The sequence below is a fragment of the Cupriavidus sp. IDO genome (assembly GCF_000812465.1).
Taxonomy (GTDB): Bacteria; Pseudomonadota; Gammaproteobacteria; order Burkholderiales; family Burkholderiaceae; genus Cupriavidus.
The window spans coordinates 24804-42833 of the sequence record NZ_JWMA01000069.1 but is presented as its reverse complement, the minus strand read 5'-3'; the positions used below and the strand labels follow the sequence as shown (position 1 = coordinate 42833).

General features: G+C 67.1%; 17 protein-coding genes. 8 read left to right on the top strand and 9 right to left on the bottom strand.

Going from position 1 to position 18030, the window contains the following annotated elements:
* Positions 1 to 244: 244 nt before the first annotated feature.
* Both metH and RM96_RS38760 read right to left on the bottom strand, forming a co-directional pair.
* Positions 245 to 2992 carry a methionine synthase gene (gene metH, locus RM96_RS20585; protein ID WP_039013272.1) on the bottom strand — a complete coding sequence of 916 codons (2748 nt, stop codon included), beginning with the start codon at positions 2990 to 2992 and terminating at the stop codon, positions 245 to 247.
* 17 nt (positions 2993 to 3009) lie between these two features.
* Entirely contained in the window at positions 3010 to 4077 is a 1068-nt protein-coding gene (locus RM96_RS38760; RefSeq protein WP_039013270.1) for a homocysteine S-methyltransferase family protein, read from the bottom strand.
* A gap of 165 nt (positions 4078 to 4242) precedes the next feature.
* Between RM96_RS38760 and RM96_RS20575 the strand changes: the two genes are divergently transcribed.
* Positions 4243 to 4635 (top strand): rhodanese-like domain-containing protein, encoded by a 393-nt coding sequence (locus tag RM96_RS20575; protein ID WP_039013268.1) that lies wholly within the window; start codon positions 4243 to 4245, stop codon positions 4633 to 4635.
* Between the two features lie 63 nt (positions 4636 to 4698).
* Here RM96_RS20575 and RM96_RS20570 read toward each other — a convergent pair whose 3' ends face one another.
* From RM96_RS20570 to RM96_RS20555, 4 genes are all read right to left on the bottom strand, one after another.
* A complete protein-coding gene (locus tag RM96_RS20570; RefSeq protein ID WP_039013266.1) occupies positions 4699 to 4956 on the bottom strand; it encodes a BTH_I0359 family protein in 258 nt (85 codons plus the stop codon).
* A gap of 215 nt (positions 4957 to 5171) precedes the next feature.
* Positions 5172 to 5987 carry a 3-oxoadipate enol-lactonase gene (gene pcaD / locus RM96_RS20565; protein WP_039013264.1) on the bottom strand — a complete coding sequence of 272 codons (816 nt, stop codon included), beginning with the start codon at positions 5985 to 5987 and terminating at the stop codon, positions 5172 to 5174.
* A gap of 91 nt (positions 5988 to 6078) precedes the next feature.
* Complete coding sequence (locus RM96_RS20560; protein WP_052279618.1) at positions 6079 to 7032, bottom strand: DUF3108 domain-containing protein; 954 nt, start codon at positions 7030 to 7032, stop codon at positions 6079 to 6081.
* A 112-nt stretch (positions 7033 to 7144) separates the two neighbouring features.
* Positions 7145 to 7978: an IclR family transcriptional regulator gene (locus RM96_RS20555; RefSeq protein ID WP_039013263.1), complete on the bottom strand. Its 834-nt coding sequence runs from the start codon at positions 7976 to 7978 to the stop codon at positions 7145 to 7147.
* 219 nt (positions 7979 to 8197) lie between these two features.
* Here RM96_RS20555 and RM96_RS20550 point away from each other — a divergent pair, with 219 nt between their 5' ends.
* From RM96_RS20550 to rfaE2, 7 genes are all read left to right on the top strand, one after another.
* On the top strand, positions 8198 to 9214 hold the full coding sequence (locus RM96_RS20550) for a Bug family tripartite tricarboxylate transporter substrate binding protein (protein WP_052279616.1): 1017 nt from the start codon (positions 8198 to 8200) through the stop codon (positions 9212 to 9214).
* A 59-nt stretch (positions 9215 to 9273) separates the two neighbouring features.
* Positions 9274 to 10254, top strand: a complete 981-nt coding sequence (locus RM96_RS20545; RefSeq protein WP_039013260.1) for a fumarylacetoacetate hydrolase family protein — start codon at positions 9274 to 9276, stop codon at positions 10252 to 10254.
* 128 nt (positions 10255 to 10382) lie between these two features.
* Positions 10383 to 11213, top strand: coding sequence for an enoyl-CoA hydratase/isomerase family protein (locus RM96_RS20540; RefSeq protein WP_039013259.1), 831 nt, complete (start codon positions 10383 to 10385; stop codon positions 11211 to 11213).
* 63 nt (positions 11214 to 11276) lie between these two features.
* Positions 11277 to 12071 carry a PhaM family polyhydroxyalkanoate granule multifunctional regulatory protein gene (locus RM96_RS20535; protein ID WP_039013258.1) on the top strand — a complete coding sequence of 265 codons (795 nt, stop codon included), beginning with the start codon at positions 11277 to 11279 and terminating at the stop codon, positions 12069 to 12071.
* A gap of 92 nt (positions 12072 to 12163) precedes the next feature.
* Positions 12164 to 13351 (top strand): patatin-like phospholipase family protein, encoded by a 1188-nt coding sequence (locus RM96_RS20530; RefSeq protein ID WP_039013319.1) that lies wholly within the window; start codon positions 12164 to 12166, stop codon positions 13349 to 13351.
* Positions 13352 to 13525: 174 nt separating this feature from the next.
* Entirely contained in the window at positions 13526 to 14386 is an 861-nt protein-coding gene (locus RM96_RS20525; protein WP_039013257.1) for a ferritin, read from the top strand.
* A gap of 462 nt (positions 14387 to 14848) precedes the next feature.
* Positions 14849 to 15343: a D-glycero-beta-D-manno-heptose 1-phosphate adenylyltransferase gene (rfaE2, locus tag RM96_RS20520; protein WP_039013256.1), complete on the top strand. Its 495-nt coding sequence runs from the start codon at positions 14849 to 14851 to the stop codon at positions 15341 to 15343.
* 26 nt (positions 15344 to 15369) lie between these two features.
* Here the strand turns inward: rfaE2 and RM96_RS20515 are convergent, their stop codons facing one another.
* From RM96_RS20515 to RM96_RS20505, 3 genes are all read right to left on the bottom strand, one after another.
* The gene (locus RM96_RS20515; protein WP_338011425.1) at positions 15370 to 16080 is read right to left on the bottom strand and encodes an SPOR domain-containing protein; all 711 of its coding nucleotides are present in this window, start codon (positions 16078 to 16080) and stop codon (positions 15370 to 15372) included.
* A gap of 111 nt (positions 16081 to 16191) precedes the next feature.
* Positions 16192 to 17022, bottom strand: a complete 831-nt coding sequence (locus RM96_RS20510) for a type III pantothenate kinase (protein WP_039013254.1) — start codon at positions 17020 to 17022, stop codon at positions 16192 to 16194.
* Positions 17019 to 17891, bottom strand: a complete 873-nt coding sequence (locus tag RM96_RS20505; RefSeq protein ID WP_039013252.1) for a biotin--[acetyl-CoA-carboxylase] ligase — start codon at positions 17889 to 17891, stop codon at positions 17019 to 17021. Before RM96_RS20505 ends, RM96_RS20510 begins: the two co-directional genes overlap by 4 nt.
* Between the last annotated feature and the right edge of the window lie 139 nt (positions 17892 to 18030).

The following is an 18030-nucleotide window of genomic DNA, read 5'->3' as shown; positions in this document are numbered from 1 at the left end:
GCTCCGCGGAGAAACATTCGCCGCGGTGTTCGCGCTGGTGTTTGCGTGAACTGAGCCCTCAGTCTAGGGACGCTGCCGCTGCCGGTCTGTGAGCAGTTGCAATGCAGTGTAAGGAGTTGTGAGGCGCCTGGAACGGCGCCCGGGCGGGGGAAATGCTGCGCTGCGCAGGCATTTTCCCTGTCGCATCAACGACCTGCACCGCAGCGGCCGCCGCTGTCATGTGGCGGCCGGGCGACGCATGCAGTTACAGGTTGGGCGCCAGTGCGCGCTCGAGCGCACTCCGGTCTTCGTGGCGGCGCGCCGCCATGTCGTCCAGCTGGTCCTGGCCGATCTTGCCGATGCTGAAGTACGTCGACTCGGGATGGGCCAGGTAGAAGCCGCTGACCGACGCCGCCGGCGTCATGGCCAGCGATTCCGTGATGCCCATGCCGATATCTGCCGCATCGATGAAGCTGAACATCGGGCCCTTCACGGTGTGCTCCGGGCAGGCCGGATAGCCGGGCGCCGGACGGATGCCGCGATAGGACTCGGCGATCAGCTGCTCGTTGCTGAGCTGCTCGCCGGCGTCGTAGCCCCACAGGTCCTTGCGCACGCGCTCATGCAGGCATTCGGCAAACGCTTCGGCCAGGCGGTCGGCCAGGGCCTTGAGCATGATCGCGCTGTAATCGTCGTGGTCGGCTTCGAACTGCGCTTCCTTCTTGTCCACGCCGATACCCGCGGTGACGGCAAACAGGCCCACATAGTCGGCAATGCCGCTGTCCTTCGGCGCGACAAAATCGGCCAGGCAGCGGTTGGGCCGGCGCACGCCGTCCACCACCGGGCGCTCGCTCTGCTGGCGCAGGTTGTGCCAGGTCAGCGCAACCTTGCTGCGGGTCTCGTCCGTGTAGATCTCGATATCGTCGTCGTTCACCGTGTTGGCCGGCAGCAGCGCCATCACGCCGTTGGCGGTCAGCCAGCGGCCCTGGATCAGGCGCGACAGCATTGCCTTGCCGTCCGAGAACACGCGGCGCGCCGACTCGCCGACGATCTCGTCGTTGAGGATGTCGGGGAATTTGCCGGCCAGGTCCCAGGTCTGGAAGAACGGACCCCAGTCGATGTAGTTGGCCAGCTCCGACAGGTCGTAGTTGCGGAACACGCGCCGGCCGATGAACTTGGGTTTCGGCGGCACGTAGCCGCTCCAGTCGATCGGCGTCTTGTTGGCGCGCGCCTGCGCCAGCGTCACCATCGGCGTGGCCTTCCGGTTGGCGTGCTGGGTGCGGATGCGCTCGTAGTCGGACTTCAGGTCGTCGAGATACTTTGCCGCGCCATCGTCGGACAGCAGGCTCGAAGCCACGCTGACCGAGCGCGAGGCGTCCGGCACATAGACCACCGGGCCTTCGTAATTGGGCGCAATCTTCACCGCGGTGTGCACGCGCGAGGTGGTGGCGCCGCCGATCAGCAGCGGAATCTTCTTCACGCGGAAGTAGTCGTCGCGCTGCATTTCCGACGCGACATAGGCCATTTCTTCCAGCGACGGCGTGATCAGGCCCGACAGGCCGACGATATCCGCGCCCTCGACCTTGGCCTTGGCCAGGATCTCGTTGCACGGGACCATCACGCCCATGTTGACCACTTCGAAGTTATTGCACTGGAGCACCACCGACACGATGTTCTTGCCGATATCGTGCACATCGCCCTTTACCGTGGCGATGACGATCTTGCCGCGCGCCTTCACATCGCCGCCGGCCTCCGCCAGCAGGCGCTTTTCTTCCTCGATGTAGGGCAGCAGGTGCGCCACGGCCTGCTTCATCACGCGCGCGCTCTTGACCACCTGCGGCAGGAACATCTTGCCGGCGCCAAACAGGTCGCCGACGATATTCATGCCGTCCATCAGCGGGCCTTCGATCACCTCGATCGGGCGGCCGCCGCGCGCCTCGACCTGCTGGCGGACCTCCTCGGTATCTTCGACGATGAAGGTGGTGATGCCATGCACCAGCGCGTGCGCCAGGCGCTCGCCCACCGGCACCGGCTGCTCGGGCGTACCGCGCCAGGCGAGGTTTTCTTCCTTCCTGGCGCCGCCGCCCTTGAAGCGGTCCGCAATTTCCAGCAGGCGGTCGGTAGAATCCTCGCGGCGGTTGAGCACCACGTCTTCCACGCGCTCGCGCAACTCGGGGTCAAGCTGGTCATACACGCCGAGCTGACCCGCGTTGACGATGCCCATATCCATGCCCGCGCCGATGGCGTGGTACAGGAACACGGTGTGGATCGCCTCGCGCACCGTGTCGTTGCCGCGGAACGAGAACGACACGTTGGACACGCCGCCGCTCACCTTCGCATATGGCAGGTTCTTCTTGATCCAGCGCGTGGCCTCGATGAAGTCGACCGCGTAGTTGTTGTGCTCTTCAATGCCGGTGGCAACCGCGAAGATGTTCGGGTCGAAGATGATGTCCTCGGGCGGGAAGCCGATTTCGTTGACCAGCAGGTCGTAGCTGCGCTTGCAGATCTCGGTCTTGCGCGCGAAGGTGTCGGCCTGGCCCTTCTCGTCGAACGCCATCACCACCGAAGCGGCGCCATAGCGGCGGATCAGCTCGGCGTGGTGGCGGAACTGCTCTTCGCCCTCTTTCAGCGAGATCGAGTTCACCACCGGCTTGCCCTGCACGCACTGCAGGCCGGCCTCGATCACTTCCCACTTGGACGAGTCGATCATGATCGGCACGCGCGCGATGTCCGGCTCGGAGGCGATCAGGTTCAGGAAGCGGACCATGGCGGCCTTCGAATCCAGCATGGCCTCGTCCATGTTGATGTCGATGATCTGCGCGCCGTTCTCGACCTGCTGGCGTGCCACCGCCAGCGCTTCGTCGAACTGGCCGTTCAGGATCATCCGCGCAAAGGCCTTGGAGCCGGTGACGTTGGTGCGCTCGCCGACGTTGACGAACAGCGTGTCGTCGTCGATGGTGAAGGGCTCGAGGCCAGAGAGGCGCATCGGGCGCGGGGGAAGGTTGTTGTTGCTCATATTCTTGGGCTCCGGGCTCAGGCGGCGACGCGGTACTGGCCGGGCCAGGTGCGGGGGGTCTTGTTGGCCACGCGCTGGGCAATGGCGGCGATATGCTCGGGCGTGGTGCCGCAGCAGCCGCCCACCAGGTTCACCAGCCCCGACGCGGCAAATTCCTCCACCAGCGACGAGGTGACCTCGGGCGTTTCGTCAAAGCCGGTGTCGCTCATCGGATTGGGCAGGCCGGCGTTCGGATAGCACGACACCGCGGCGTCGCACACCTTCGCCAGCTCGGCGATATAGGGGCGCATCAGCGTCGCGCCGAGCGCGCAGTTCAGGCCGAAGGTGATCGGGCGCGCGTGGCGCAGGCTGTTCCAGAACGCTTCGACGGTCTGGCCGGACAGGATGCGTCCGGACGCATCGGTGACCGTGCCGGAGATCATCACCGGCACACGCTCGCCGGTGTCTTCGAACAACTGGTCGATGGCGAACAGTGCTGCCTTGGCGTTGAGCGTGTCGAAGATGGTCTCGACCAGGAACACGTCCGCACCGCCTTCGAGCAGGCCCTTGCCTTGCTCGTAGTACGAGGCACGCAGTTCCTCGAAGGTGACGTTGCGCGCGCCGGGATCGTTCACGTCCGGCGAGATGCTGGCCGTCTTGGGCGTGGGGCCGAAGGCGCCGGCCACGAAGCGCGGCTTGTCAGGCGTGCTGTACTTGTCGCAGGCGGCGCGCGCCAGGCGGGCGGCCTCGACGTTCATCTCGTACGCCAGATCGGCCATCTTGTAGTCCTCCTGTGCCACGCGCGTGGCGCCGAAGGTGTTGGTCTCGATCAGGTCGGCGCCGGCGGCCAGGTATTGCTCGTGGATCTCGCTGATGACCTGCGGGCGCGTGAGCAGCAGCAGTTCGTTGTTGCCCTTCACGTCCACCTTGTGCCCGGCGAAGCGTTCGCCGCGGTAGTCGGCCTCGGACAGCTTGTAGCGCTGGATCATGGTGCCCATGGCGCCGTCCAGGATCAGGATGCGTTCTTGCAGCAGCCGGGGCAGGTTGGCAGCCCGGGTGTACGGACGCAGTGCGGGACGTGCGGTGGGTTGGTCAGGGGCACTCATGGCGGGAATTCCGGAAAGGCAGGCGGATAAGGTTAGACAGCGATTTTATCAGGTGCATCAAGGCCTTGCGGGCTGGTGCGGGGGCCGGCGGTTGCCTCCATGGGCCCCGCGCGCCTACACTGAGAGGCGTAACCATCACCAAATGACGACCCGCTCGTCCGCCCCATGCAACACCTCAGCCCCGCCGACGCCCAGAACCTGCTGCAGCAATCGCCGGAAGCGCTCTTCATCGATTGCCGCAGCGAGATGGAATACCTGTTCGTCGGCCACCCCAAGGGCGCACACAACGTGCCCTGGAACGATGGCCCGGACTGGGAGGTCAACCCGCACTTCGTGCAGGCGGTGAAGAAGCTGGCCGGGCACGTTTCCGCGCGGCCGGTGCTGCTGATCTGCCGCAGCGGCAACCGCTCGACCGCCGCGGCCAGGGCGCTGGAAGGCGCGGGATTCTCCGACGTCTACAACGTGCTGCACGGCTTTGAAGGCGATCTCGATGCCCAGCGCCACCGGAACACGCTCAACGGCTGGCGCCACGAAGGCCTGCCGTGGGAACAGTACTAGCCGCGCTGCCTCCGAAACAAAAACGCCCGCTTTTCGCGGGCGTTTCTACATCTTGAGGTCCGCTCAGTGCATCACCAGCGGATGCGTCATCACGGTATCGAACTTGGCGAGAAAATCATCGACTTCTTCCACCGATGGCTCGCTTTCGATCAGGCGTTTCACGTCCGCGCGGAAGCTCTCGGCCAGGTGGCCGCCCAGGAAAATCTCGCGCTTGAGGTTCTTGTCGACGATTTCGTAGCCACCGAATTCGAGAGGCGCTTGCTCGACATCTGCCCCAAACTCGACAATGCAGTAATTGTCGCTGTTGTAGATCATTTGCATGGCACACCTCCTTGGCGTCATGGTTTGCGGCTGCCTCTTCTTTCATTGTTTCGATTGAGCGGGCGCCGCGGCGTTACCTCCAAGCTGAGGGTGGTTGCCGGAATATCAAGTTCTGGGCTGGCAGGCCACCTTACGACCTGAAACGTTCCATCTACACATTGGGCAACGGCAACTGCAACAAGTTTCTTGAGGGTTTTGCAGCAGTGTGTTTCGGCTCACGGCACGTCGCACTGCCCGCCGCAGGCAGCGTTACCGAGAAATGCATCGAATGCGGCATGAAACCGCTCCGGCTGCTCGACTGTGGCCAGATGCGCCGCCTGGGGCAGAATTTCCAGCTTCGCCCCCGGGATCGCGCCCGCGATCGCCTCTGCCATCGAAACCGGCGCGCCCTGGTCTTCCTCGCCAGCCATCACCAGCGTCGGGCAGTGGATGCGTGAAAGGGCGCCAGCCAGGTCGAAGGCCATGATGGCCTGGCTTACGCCCACGTAGCCGCGCACGGGCGTCGCGAGCAGCATGGCGCGGATGCGTGCCACCTCGTCGGGGTGTGCAGAGCGGAAGGGCGCGGTCAGCCAGCGTTCCAGCGTGGCATCGGCCAGGCCGCTCATGCCGTGCGCTTCTGCCTGGCCGATGCGGTTGTGCCACATCGGGTGTGCGTCCAGCGGCGTGTGGTTGACGGTGGCGACAAGCGTGAGCGACAGCAGCCGTTCGGCGTGGCGCAGGCCCAGCGTCTGGCCGATCATGCCGCCGACCGATATGCCGCAGAAATGCGCCTGGGGGATCTCTAGCGCGTCCATGATGGCGATCACGTCGTCGGCCAGCCTTGTCATCGTGTAGGGGCCAAGCGGCGCATCGCTCGCGCCGTGTCCGCGCAGGTCGTAGCGCAGCACACGATAGCGCGCGGCCAGGTGGCGCGCCGTCACATCCCAGAGCGTGTGGTTGGCGCCGAGTGCATGCGCCAGGACCACCCACGGCCCGTCCGTGCCATCCACGCGGACCTGCAGGTCGGCGCCATCGGCATGGATGCGATGCATTGCGCCGGGCGGGGCGTCTGGTGGCGTACTCGTACTGGCAGTCATTGGCAGACTCCTTGGGCGAGCGGTGCGTACTCCTCTAGGGTAGGCATTATTTGCCGCCTTCGCTGCCGCGATAGACCAGATCGATCTGCGTGCCGTCCGGTTCGGTCTGGCGCAGCCTGACCGGCATCCAGCCCAGGGACTGCGCCAGCCACACCTCGACGCGCCGGCGGTCGTTGGCGCGCCGCTGCAGGCGCACGAAGTGCTTGGCGCGCACAAGGCCGCTGCCGGTATCGACCTGATCCTCGCCCACGTACTGCACCAGCATCGGTTCGAGGTCGCGCGTGTCGGCCACATTAAAGGTTTCGGTCACGCCGGGCGTCGCGTAGCGCTGGGGATTGCCCCGCACCAGCCCAACCAGCTGCAGGAACACGCTGAACCGGTCCTGCGCGCCCGGCGTGAGCGGCGCCTGGTTGCCCGACGCAAAGGCCACCGTGCCCGCCGCCTGGTCGAAACGCGAAGCCTCCGACTTGCTGCGCCGCCTTTCCTCGTAGCGCTCCGGCACCAGCCCTTGCTCTGCCATCGCGCCGCTGCTCTGGAAGGCAAAGCGGAACCACAGTACGCGGGTTTCAACCGACAGCCGGTAGCGCTTGCCGTCCTGCTCCCAGCGGATCAGGCCATCGGGGTTCTGCACGCCGTTGACGAAGCTGGCGTAGTGCATGGTGGCTGACGGGGGCGCCACGTAGCGCGCTCCTTCGGCGCCCGCGGCAGGCGCGCCGGTGCCGGGCGCGGAGGCGGGGGCAGCGGACGCCGCCGCGGTGCCTTCACCGCCCGGACCCGTGACGGCCTCGGTCGTGCCGCCCGGCGAGGTGGCCAGCGGCGGCGCCGGCGGCTCGGGCGTTTCCTGCGGTTCAGGCTGCGGCGGCGCCGGCCGGGGCCTCGGCTGCGGACGGGGCCGCTCGACCGGCGGCGCCGGCGGTTTGGGCGGCTTGGGCGGCGGCAGCAGCACCGCTTCCAGCGAAGGGGTATGGGAGACGTCGAGCGGAATCAGCGGGCCCGGCATGCGCACGAAGCCGACAACGGCCAGCACGTGGACCAGCAATACCAGGGCGATGACGATGATCCAGCGCCGCCGCCGCCAGACGCTGGGATCGGCGGTTCGTCTGGCGCGGGAATCAGGGTTGGCCGTTTTGTGCGGTCGGTTGGGCGGCGCCAAGGTAGCCGAGTTCCGAAGAGAGCTGTTGGGCGATGTCCCGCACGCGGCGATCCACCGTACCGCCCCATTCTGCATCGAATACGCTCTGCGCGCCCAGCACGATCAGCGCCATGGCCAGATGGCCGTTGGCGTCGAACACCGGCATCGAGAATGCATTGATGCCCGGCAGCACGCCGCCGCGCGTGCGGGCCGCGCCATGGGCATGCACATCGGCGCAGATGGCGTCGTATTCCTGCAACGAACGCGGCATGTCCGGCAAGGCGTCGTTGCCGCGCGCGGCCAGTTCACGTTCGATCAGCGGCAGCGTCTGCTTGCGCGACAGATACGCGCCATAGAGCCTGCCGGTGGCTGAGTTGAGCATCGGCATGACATCGCCCAGGCGCAGGCTCACCGTGACCGGATGGCTGGATTCTTCCCAGTGCACGATGGTCGGGCCATGGTTGCCCCACACGGCAATGCCCGCCGTCTGCTCGATCTCGTCGCGCAGTTGCGACAGGATCGGGCGCGCCTTCTTCACCGGATCGAGCCGGTTGAGGCCCGCCAGCCCCAGTTGCAGCGCGAAGGGGCCGAGGTCATAGCGCCCGCCCACCGGATCCTGCACCACCACGCCGAGGCGCAGGAAGCTCACCAGGTAGCGGTGCGCCTTGGCCGGGTTCATCTCGGCGGCAGCAGCCAGATCGCGCAACATCATCGCGCGCGGCGACGCCGCCAGTGCCTGCAACAGCTTGAATCCCACCTCGATGGATTGGATTCCGGAACGCAGCTTGGCGTCGTCGTCTTCGGGTTCGGTCATGCGCGATGGTTGACGGAAAAAGTGATTAAATCGACAGGGAACAGAGGGGGAAAGCGCCCGTTCGTCACTCGGCAGGGGCAACTTCTCATGCAAATTTACTATAGCGAAATCGATTTACCAATTTTTAAACCGTCGGTAGACTTTGTTCGCTAACAGACCCGCCGCGGCGCTTCTTCCAAGCGCCGCACGAGCCGGCCCCTTCTTCACGGAGACAACTCAATGCGCCGCCTTCGCCCCGTCTCGCGTTCTGCCCTGCCTCGCGCGCTTGCCGCACTCGCAGCGGCCGGTACGCTGTTCACCGCCATGATTGCAGCATCCACCCCGGCCAGCGCCGCCGACTGGCCCGCGCAGCCGATCCGCTGGGTGGTGCCCTATCCCGCCGGCGGCGGCACCGACGTGGTCGCGCGCACGCTCGGCCAGGCCATTTCGCCCGCGCTGGGCCAGCAGATCGTGATCGACAACCGCCCGGGCGCCGCCACCATCGTCGGCGCGGATGCGGTGGCACATGCCAAGCCTGACGGCTACACCGTACTGACGGCCGACACCGCTACGCTGGCCGCCAACCCGTCGCTGTACAAGAAGCTGCCCTACAACGCCGACAAGGACTTCGTTCACGTCGGCATGGTGGCGCGCTTTCCGCTGATCCTGGTAGCGACGCCGAACTTCCCGGCGCGCACGCTCAAGGAGGCGATCGAATACGCGCAGAAGAATCCGGGCAAGGTCAACTTTGCCTCCCCCGGCGCTGGCAGCCCGCACCACCTGGCCATGGAGCTGTTCATGGACCAGACCAGGATCAAGATGACCCACGTGCCCTACAAGGGCGCCGCGCCAGCGGTGCAGGACCTGCTGGCCGGCCAGGTCGAGCTGATGTTCCTGGACTTGGCGGCCGGCCAGCAGAACGTCGCCGCCGGCAAGCTGCGCGCGCTTGGCGTGGCTACGCCCAGGCGGCTGACTGCGCTGCCAAACGTGCCAACCGTGTCCGAGGCGGGGGTGCCCGGGTTCGAGGCCTATGCCTGGCAGGGCGTGGTCGCGCCCGCCGGCACACCGAAGCCGATCGTGACGCGCCTGAATGCGGAACTGGTCAAGGCACTAAAGAGCCCTGACGTGCAGAAGCGCCTCGAAGGCGTGGGCGTGGAAGCCGTTTCCAGCTCGCCCGAGGAGTTCGCCAGCTATGCCCATGCGGAAGCCGAGCGCTGGGGCAAGCTGATCAAAGCCAAGGGCATCACGGTAGACTAGCTGCGTCCGCCGCGCACGGTGAGCCGGCGGACGCCTTCGTTCACTACCGCACCGCATTCATGAAACTCGCAACCCTGAAGGACGGATCGCGCGACGGCCAGCTCGTAGTCGTGTCGCGCGACCTGAAGACCGCCCACTTCGCCACCGACATTGCCGGCAAGCTGCAGACCGTGCTGGACGACTGGCACTTCTACGCGCCGCAACTGCAGGACCTGTACGACTCGCTCAACGCCGGCCGCGCTCGCCACCCGTTCCCGTTCGATCCCAAGGACTGCATGGCGCCGCTGCCGCGCGCCTACCAGTGGGCCGACGGCTCCGCCTATGTCAACCACGTCGAGCTGGTGCGCAAGGCGCGCGGCGCCGAGATGCCGCCCGAGTTCTGGACCGATCCGCTGATGTACCAGGGCGGCTCCGACGATTTCCTCGGCCCGCAGGACGACATCGTCTGCGCCAGCGAAGCCTTCGGCATCGACTTCGAGGCCGAAGTCGCCGTCATCACCAGCGACGTGAAGATGGGCGCCACGCCCGAGCAGGCCGGCGACGCCATCCGCCTGCTGGCGCTTGTCAACGATATCTCGCTGCGCAACCTGATCCCGGCCGAGCTCGGCAAGGGCTTCGGCTTCTTCCAGAGCAAGCCGGCCACGGCGTTTTCGCCGGTCGCCCTAACACCCGACGAGCTCGGCGAGGCCTGGCGCGAGCGCAAGGTACACCTGCCGATGACGGTGCACTGGAACAGCAAGAAGGTCGGCGCGCCGGATTGCGGCACCGACATGGTGTTCGACTTCGGCCAGCTGATCGCCCATATCTGCAAGACGCGCAATGTGCGCGCCGGCAGCATCGTCGGTTCGGGCACGATCTCCAATGTCGACCGCAAGAAGGGCTACTGCTGCATCGCCGAAAAGCGCATGCTGGAAACCATCGACGAAGGCAAGCCGGTCACCGAATTCATGAAGTTCGGCGACGCGGTGAAGATCGAGATGTTCGATGCGCAGGGCCATTCGGTCTTCGGCGCGATCGACCAGCTGGTGGTCGCCGCCTGAGCGCCGCCACCGGCCTGAAGGAGTAGCACGGCGCCGCGCCGGATTTGCATATAATTAACCGACCGACCGGTTGGTAAATGTGCAATGCACCCGGCGCGCCCCGCTAACTCCTACCCCACAGGCCACCCATGACCGCCCCCGCCTCCTCCACGCCGCTTTCTCCCCGCTACGAACGCTATCAGGCGCTCACCCTGCGCCAGCACGGCCCCATCCTGGAAATCATCATGGGCGCCGCCCAGTCGGCCAACCAGAAGCTGGCCACGGCCGATGCCAACATGCACCGCGAGCTGGCCGAGATCTGGCGCGACGTGTCCGCCGATCCCGACGTGCGCGTGGCGCTGATCCGTGGCGAGGGCAAGGGCTTCTCGGCCGGTGGCGACCTGGCGCTGGTGGAAGACATGGCCAATGACTTCGCCACCCGCACCCGCGTGTGGCACGAGGCGCGCGACCTGGTCTACAACGTCATCAACTGCGACAAGCCGGTGGTGTCCGCGATGCACGGCCCCGCGGTCGGTGCCGGGCTGGTGGCCGGGCTGCTGGCCGATATCTCCATCGCGGCAAAGACCGCGCGCATCGTCGACGGGCATACCCGCCTGGGCGTGGCGGCGGGCGACCATGCCGCGATCGTGTGGCCGCTGCTGTGCGGAATGGCCAAGGCCAAGTACTATCTGATGCTGTGCGAGTCGGTCAGCGGCGAAGAAGCCGAGCGGATCGGCCTGGTCTCGCTGGCGGTGGATGAGGATGAACTGGTGGCGCGCGCCTTCGAGGTCGCCAACAGGCTGGCGGCCGGGTCGCAGACGGCGATCCGCTGGACCAAGTACGCCCTCAACAACTGGCTGCGCATGGCCGGGCCCGCTTTCGATACTTCGCTGGCGCTCGAATTTATGGGCTTTGCCGGCCCCGACGTGCACGAAGGCATGGCGAGCCTGCGCCAGAAGCGGCCGCCTGAGTTCAAGTAAGGAACGGAGACAGCCGACGGCGCGGACTTGCTGCCCGGCTGCCCCCACACGGAGCACGCGACCATGTTCGGACAGATTCCCGATTTCACCAACGGCTTCGAGTTCATGCGCAAGCTGTGGGGCAGCGGCGCGGGCGGCGGCCTGATGCCGGGCTTGCAGGCGATGACGCCGCCGATGGACCTCGAAGACCTCGACAAGCGCATTCACGACCTGAAAGCCGTGGAAGGCTGGCTGCAGCTCAACACCAACCTGCTGCGCACCACCATCCAGGGCCTGGAAGTGCAGCGCGCCACGCTGGTTGCGCTGCAGACTTTCGGCAATGCGCTGTCGCCCGATGCGATGCAAAGCGCGATGGAGAACGTGGCGCGCGCCGCCAACACCCCTAGTGCAGCGCCGCCGCATCGCGCCGAACCGGCCGCGCAGGCCGCTACTGCCGCTGAAACCCCGGAGCCGCCGCCACTGCCCGAGGGCCACGCCGCGGCCGGCGCGGATCCGTCCACCGCCGTGCCGCCAAACGCCGGGCTGTGGTGGGACCTGCTGCAGCAGCAGTTCAACCAGATCGCCAGCAGCGCCGCGGCGGCCAGCATGGCGCCGTTCGGCGTGGGCGGCTTCGGCAACGGCGGTACGGCCGCGGCATCGTCCGCCGCAGCAGCCAAGACCGCTGCCAAACCCGCTGCCAAGCCCGCCGCCAAGTCCGCTGGGAAGCCGGCACGCAAGGCGGCCGGCGGCGCCGCGGCCAAGGCCGGCGCCAAGGCAGCGCCCAAGCGCAAGAGCGCACCGCGCAAGAAGCCGGCCAGTGCCCCGAAGGCGCCACCTGCCGCCCCGACGCCGGCCAAGCCTGACGACGACGCGCAATAGGCTGGCCGATGTATCGCGGCAACCCTGACGGCAACGAGATCTCATTTTCCGGACGGAACGTCGGCTTGAACACGCATTCCACGGCTCTGATCATGATGGGCGGCGGCGCGCGCGCCGCGTACCAGGCGGGCGTGCTGAGCGGGCTGGCGCGCATCGCCGCGCGCTACGGCAAGGGCCACCGCGAGATTCCGTTCGGCATCGTCGCCGGCACCTCGGCTGGCGCCATCAATGGCGCCGGGCTGGCCATCCACGCGGCCGATTTCCAGACCGGCGCGGACATCCTGGCCGCGCTATGGCACAGCATCCACGCCGACGACGTCTACCGCACCGACGTGCTGCGCATGGGCGTTTCGGGCGCACGCTGGCTGTCGGCGCTGGCATTCGGCTGGGCCACGCAGCGCCGCGCGCCGCGCGCACTGCTCGACAGCGCCCCGCTAGGCAGCATGCTGGGCGAACTGTTCGATCCGGAGCGCGTGCAGGCCAGCCTCAACAGCGGCGCGCTGCAGGCGTTCGCGGTGACGGCGCTGTCCTACAGCACCGGCCGGCATGTGACCTTCTACCAGTCGCACCGGCGCATCCATCCCTGGAGCCGCAGCCAGCGTGTGGCGGTGCCCACGCATATCACGGTCGACCACTTGCTCGCCTCGGCCTCGATCCCGTTCCTGTTTCCCGCCATGCCGCTGGAGATCGAAGGCCACCACGAGTGGTTCGGCGACGGCACCATGCGGCAGATGTCACCGCTGTCGCCGGCGATCCACCTGGGCGCATCGCGCATCCTGGCGATCGGCGCGGCTTCACGCCAGCGTCCCGGCTGGTTCGACACCGTGCCGGCAGGCGGCTACCCGTCGCTGGCGCAGGTGGGCGGGCAGGCGCTGGCCAGCATCTTCCTCGACGGCCTTTCCGCCGACCTGGAACGGCTGCTCCATATCAACCGGCTGCTCGCGCGCATGCCGGAACTGGCCGGCGATGCCGAGGGCTGGCGGCCGGTGCAGGTCATGACGATTTCCCCCAGCGAGCCGATCGAGGCAATTGCCGCTGACCACCTGCAACAGCTGCCGCGCACCGTGCGCGCCCTGCTGGCACCGCTGGGCGGCACCGAGGCGCGCGGCGCGGCCTTTGCCAGCTATCTGCTGTTCGAACCGGAGTTCACGCAGGCGCTGATCGCCCTGGGCGAGCGCGACGCCGCGGCACAGGCCGACGAGCTCGCCGCCTTCCTCTATGGCGTCATTCCCGGCACCGCGCCGGCACTTGCAGCCGCCCAGACGCTTTTGACACCCTGAAGCGCCGCCACTGGCACTTCTGGCCGCCCCGGCTCCGGCTATCGCCCGGAAAATGCCGCTGACTTCGCCAAATATCATGTAAAAGGCGTTGCATTTGCCCCGATCCGCCCTAAAAAAGGGAATAGAGAATAATTCGCATCTGATAGAATCTGCCCGTAATTTCAAAGGCTTACCATGCTCTACCCCGAACTGTTCAAATCGTTGGAAGCCGTCCGCTGGCACATGGACAAGGACATCCCCTGGGATACCTTTGATGCCGGCATGCTGACGGACGACCAGGCCAAGACCATCCGCATGAACGCCATCACGGAATGGTCGGCGCTGCCGGCGACCGAGATGTTCCTGCGCGACAACCGCCACGATTCTGACTTTTCGGCGTTCATGAGCATCTGGTTCTTCGAGGAACAGAAGCACTCGCTGGTGCTGATGGAGTACCTGCGCCGCTTCCGCCCAGACCTGGTGCCGACCGAGGAAGAGCTGCACGCCGTGCGCTTCGAGTTCGATCCGGCCCCGCCGCTGGAAACGCTGATGCTGCATTTCTGCGGCGAGATCCGCCTGAACCACTGGTACCGCCGTGCCGCCGAATGGCACACCGAACCGGTGATCAAGCATATCTACCGCACGCTGTCGCAGGACGAAGCCCGCCACGGCGGCGCCTACCTGCGCTACATGAAGAAGTACCTGGCCCAGTTCGGCGACTCCGCCCGCGCCGCGTTCGCCAAGATCGGCGTGCTGATGGCATCGGCCCGCCGCACGGAAAAGCCGCTGCACCCGACCAACCTGCACGTGAACAAGGCCCTGTTCCCGAACGACACCGTGCAGTCGCGCCTGCCCGACCCGGACTGGCTCGAGCACTGGCTGGACGAGCAGATCCGCTTCGACGAAGGCTGGGAGAAGAAGGTCATCGAACGGATCCTGCACAATATGTCGCTGCTGTTCGAGCGCACCTTCGATACCGTGCAGGACCTGAACCGCTATCGCAAGGAGCTGAATGCCAGCCTGCAAGGGGGCGGTGCGCAGCCGGCGCAGGCCTAAAGTTCACACCTCGGCGCGGCCAGCAAAAAGCCCCATCCGTATGATGGGGCTTTTTATTGGATCTTCGCCGAATTGTGGGGCTGGGGTCTTTGAAGGGGCCGCTGCTGGTGCGCCTGAGGTTAGTGGCTGCGGCTGGCCGCGGTCGAGGGTCGACGGCCTCAGGTTTCGCCCCTGAAGGGGCGACCTACTTTTGGCCGGCGCCCAAAAGTAGGCAAAAGGCGCCGTCAAAAAGGAAGTCGCCGGCTACGCCGGCGAAACAGCACCGCCTCCAAGAACCCAGACCCGCAATCCGGCAGAAGAACCTCTTTTTCATGCGTGAGAATATTCACTCATATTGCTTCAAAATCGGCTGAAGCCTACGAGAAAACCTGGCCGGCTACGGACATACTGCGGAGACCCCGATTCCGGACCGCTCCGCCAGTCTTTGCAGTAAGCTTGGCAGCCAAACACTCACCGCCAACCATGTCCGCACCCGCTTTCGAGTCCAAGCTGATCCCTCCCGACAACCGCGCCGCGCTGGCCGAGCGGATTGCCGCCCTGCCGCGCCCGCTGGTCTTCACCAACGGGGTCTTCGACATCCTCCACCGTGGCCACGCCACGTACCTGGCGCAAGCCAGGGAGATGGGCGCAAGCCTCGTCGTCGGCGTCAACAGCGATACCTCGGTGAAGATGCTCGGCAAGGGAGACGACCGCCCGCTGAACCACGAAACCGACCGCATGGCGCTGCTCGCCGCGCTGGCCTGCGTGGACCTGGTCGCGATGTTCCGCGAGCAGACCCCGGTGGAGCTGATCCGCCAGGTGCGCCCGGACATCTACGTGAAAGGCGGCGACTACGATATCGACACGCTGGAAGAAACCCGCCTGGTGCGCAGCTGGGGCGGCCACGCCTATGCGATCCCCTTCCTGCACGACCGCTCCACCACCAAGCTGCTGACCAAGGTGCGCGAGCAGCGATAGAATCCGTTTCATAGCGAAATGGGTTCTTAACCTGCCTGGGCGTTGCTGCAGCTCTGAAGGTCTTCGGCGCCGTAGTGCTCGCGCATTTCCTCCAGACGCGTGCGTACCGCATCGTCGACGCCACGCACGCGCAGCCACGGGCGCGCCAGCAGGCGCGGCGCATCGGCCAGCACGGCCGTGCGCACGCCATGGCCGCGCAGTGTTTCCAGATAGCGCTCGGCACGCTCACGATCGCGGAACCGGCCAAGCGATACGATGAACGCTTCCGACTCCGCCGCACCCGTGGTCACCACCGAATAGTCGGTCACATTGCGCCGGCGCAGCTCGGACAGCTTGCGCTCGACGTTCTCGCGCGTAGGTTGCGCCGGCAGGTGAATCCACCAGCGTACCTGCTCCTGACGCTCGAACTGCTCCACACGCAGCGTGCCGCCGGCAAGCTCGTCGGCGGCGCGGCGGGCGGCCTGCGCGCTGAAGCCGCCAATCTCGACGCAAGGGCTCTCGTCGGCGCTGCCCGCACGCGCGGAATGCAGGGAGGCCACCACGACCGCGCTGGCCGGCAATGCGCTGCGCGGGGCCGAGCCCGGTGCCTGAAGCTGCATGCGTTCAGCACGCACCTGTTGCTGCAGGCGCTGCGGCTCGCGCGGCGTTTCAAACCAGCCTGACAGCGGATCCGCGCCGAACAGCCCGAGCACCGCGGCCAGCAGCACGGCGTTCACAAGCAGGAGCGCAAGTAGCAAATACAGCTGCGGTCGCGTCGGGTCGGGCAGGCCGGTGCGGAGCATGGGTCAGGCGCGCGGATGGAAATAGACCAGGGTCGTTGTGGTGGGCAAATGCCGGCAGGCGGGCGCTCAGGCCGCGGCGGCCATCGCGTGCAGCCCCAGCAGCACAAGATTATCGTGCATCTCGAATGGCACGGCGAGCGCACCGGCCAGCGCGTGCCGGGCCCCGCCGGACAGCAGGCAGCGCGTCGGCCCGCGCTCGCCCAGCGCGCGCCAGGTCCGCTCGACCGCGCCCGCCTGCGCCGCCAGGCAGCCGGCGGCGATGGCGTCATGGGTGTTGTCGGCCCAGGGCCGGGGCGTGGCGTGGCCGGTGTCTTCGACTTCCACCGCCGGGAGCTGCGCGGTGTTGCGCGCGAGCGTGCCCAGCATCAGGGCCAGGCCCGGCAGGATCAGCCCGCCCTCGAAGCGCGCGCGGCCATCGGATGCCACCGTGACGATATCGAGCGTCGTGGCCGTGCCCGCGGTCACGATCAGCAGCGTGTCATGCGGCAGGTAGTGGTGCGCGCCGATGCTGCCGACCCAGCGGTCCACGCCCAGTTGCGTGGGTTCCCGATAACCGTTGGCGAGATCGCCATGCGACGCCGCCGCGCGTACCCATTGCACTGGGGGGCAGGCGCCGAAGGCATCGGCCAGCGTGCCGTCCACCGCGGCGGCAATCACCGGCCCCGCCACATTGGTGACCCACACCGCCGGCATCGGGCCCGAGCCACGCAAGTTGCGCAGCGTGCCGGCCAGCGACTTCAGCGCGCCCTCCGCGGCGTGTGCCACGGCGCCGCTTTCCCGCCACGGCGTCGGCAGCTTGCCGACTGCCGGGGCGTCCGCAGCGGCATCGCACCACGCCCATTTCAGGCGCGTATTGCCGATATCGATCAGCAGCAGCGGTGTGGCGGCTGCGCTCATGCGGTCGCTCCATGCGAACCGTCGGCCGGGCGCAGCGACAGCTCGCCGCTGGCAATGCGCTCGAGGCCAGCTGGCGTTTCGAGCAGCAGGTGGCCTTCCTCGTCCACGCCGCGGGCCATGCCCTCGGCCAGCACCTGGCCGTCATGCAGCAGGCGCACGGGCTGGTCGCGGTAGGCGTCGCGCGCGGACCAGCGGGCCGCCATCGGCGCGAATCCATGCGCAAGGAAACGCTCGCGCATCGCGGCCAGCCGGTTGAGCACCGCGGCCAGCAGGCGGGTGGCGTCGCGCTGCGCATCAAACCCCGGCAGCGCCTCGGCCACGCCGGCAAGTTCGCGCCCGAGTGCTGCTTCCATCTGCGCGTCGCGGAACAGGTTCAGGCCGATGCCGACCACGGCCCATACGCGCTGCGGCCCCGCCGGCACCGATTCGATCAGGATCCCGGACAGCTTGCGCCCGTCGATCTGCAGGTCGTTGGGCCACTTCAGCCCGACCCGCGCGCCCAGGCGCGAATCGACATCGCCCAGCGCCTCGGCCAGCGCCAGGCCCACCGCCAGGCTCAGGCCGCTCAGTTGCGCCGGCGCCAGCGCCAGCGGCAATGCCACCGAGAAGGTCAGCCCCGCCTGGCCCTGCCACGCGCGGCCCTGCCGGCCGCGCCCCGCAGTCTGGCGATAGGCCAGGCGCAGCGTGCCGGCATCCGACCACGGTGCCTGCCGGCAGGTTCGGGTCAGGTCGGCGTTGGTGGAGCCGGTCTCCTCTACCAGATCGAGGGTCCAGTCCTGCATGGTGTCGGACAGCGCTGCGCGCAGGCCGGCAGCATCGATGCGCCAGGATCGGGCGGACGGGGATGGCGAGGCGGGGGCGTCGGACATGCGAGGCAGCAGGAGCTTGGGCAGGAAACGTGCGATACACGGGCGCCGCGGGCGGCGGATTCAGCCCGCATTGTAGCCGCGCACACACCCGGGTCGCGCCAGCCCCGCGCGTAGCTTAGAATCGGGACTAAGCCATCAC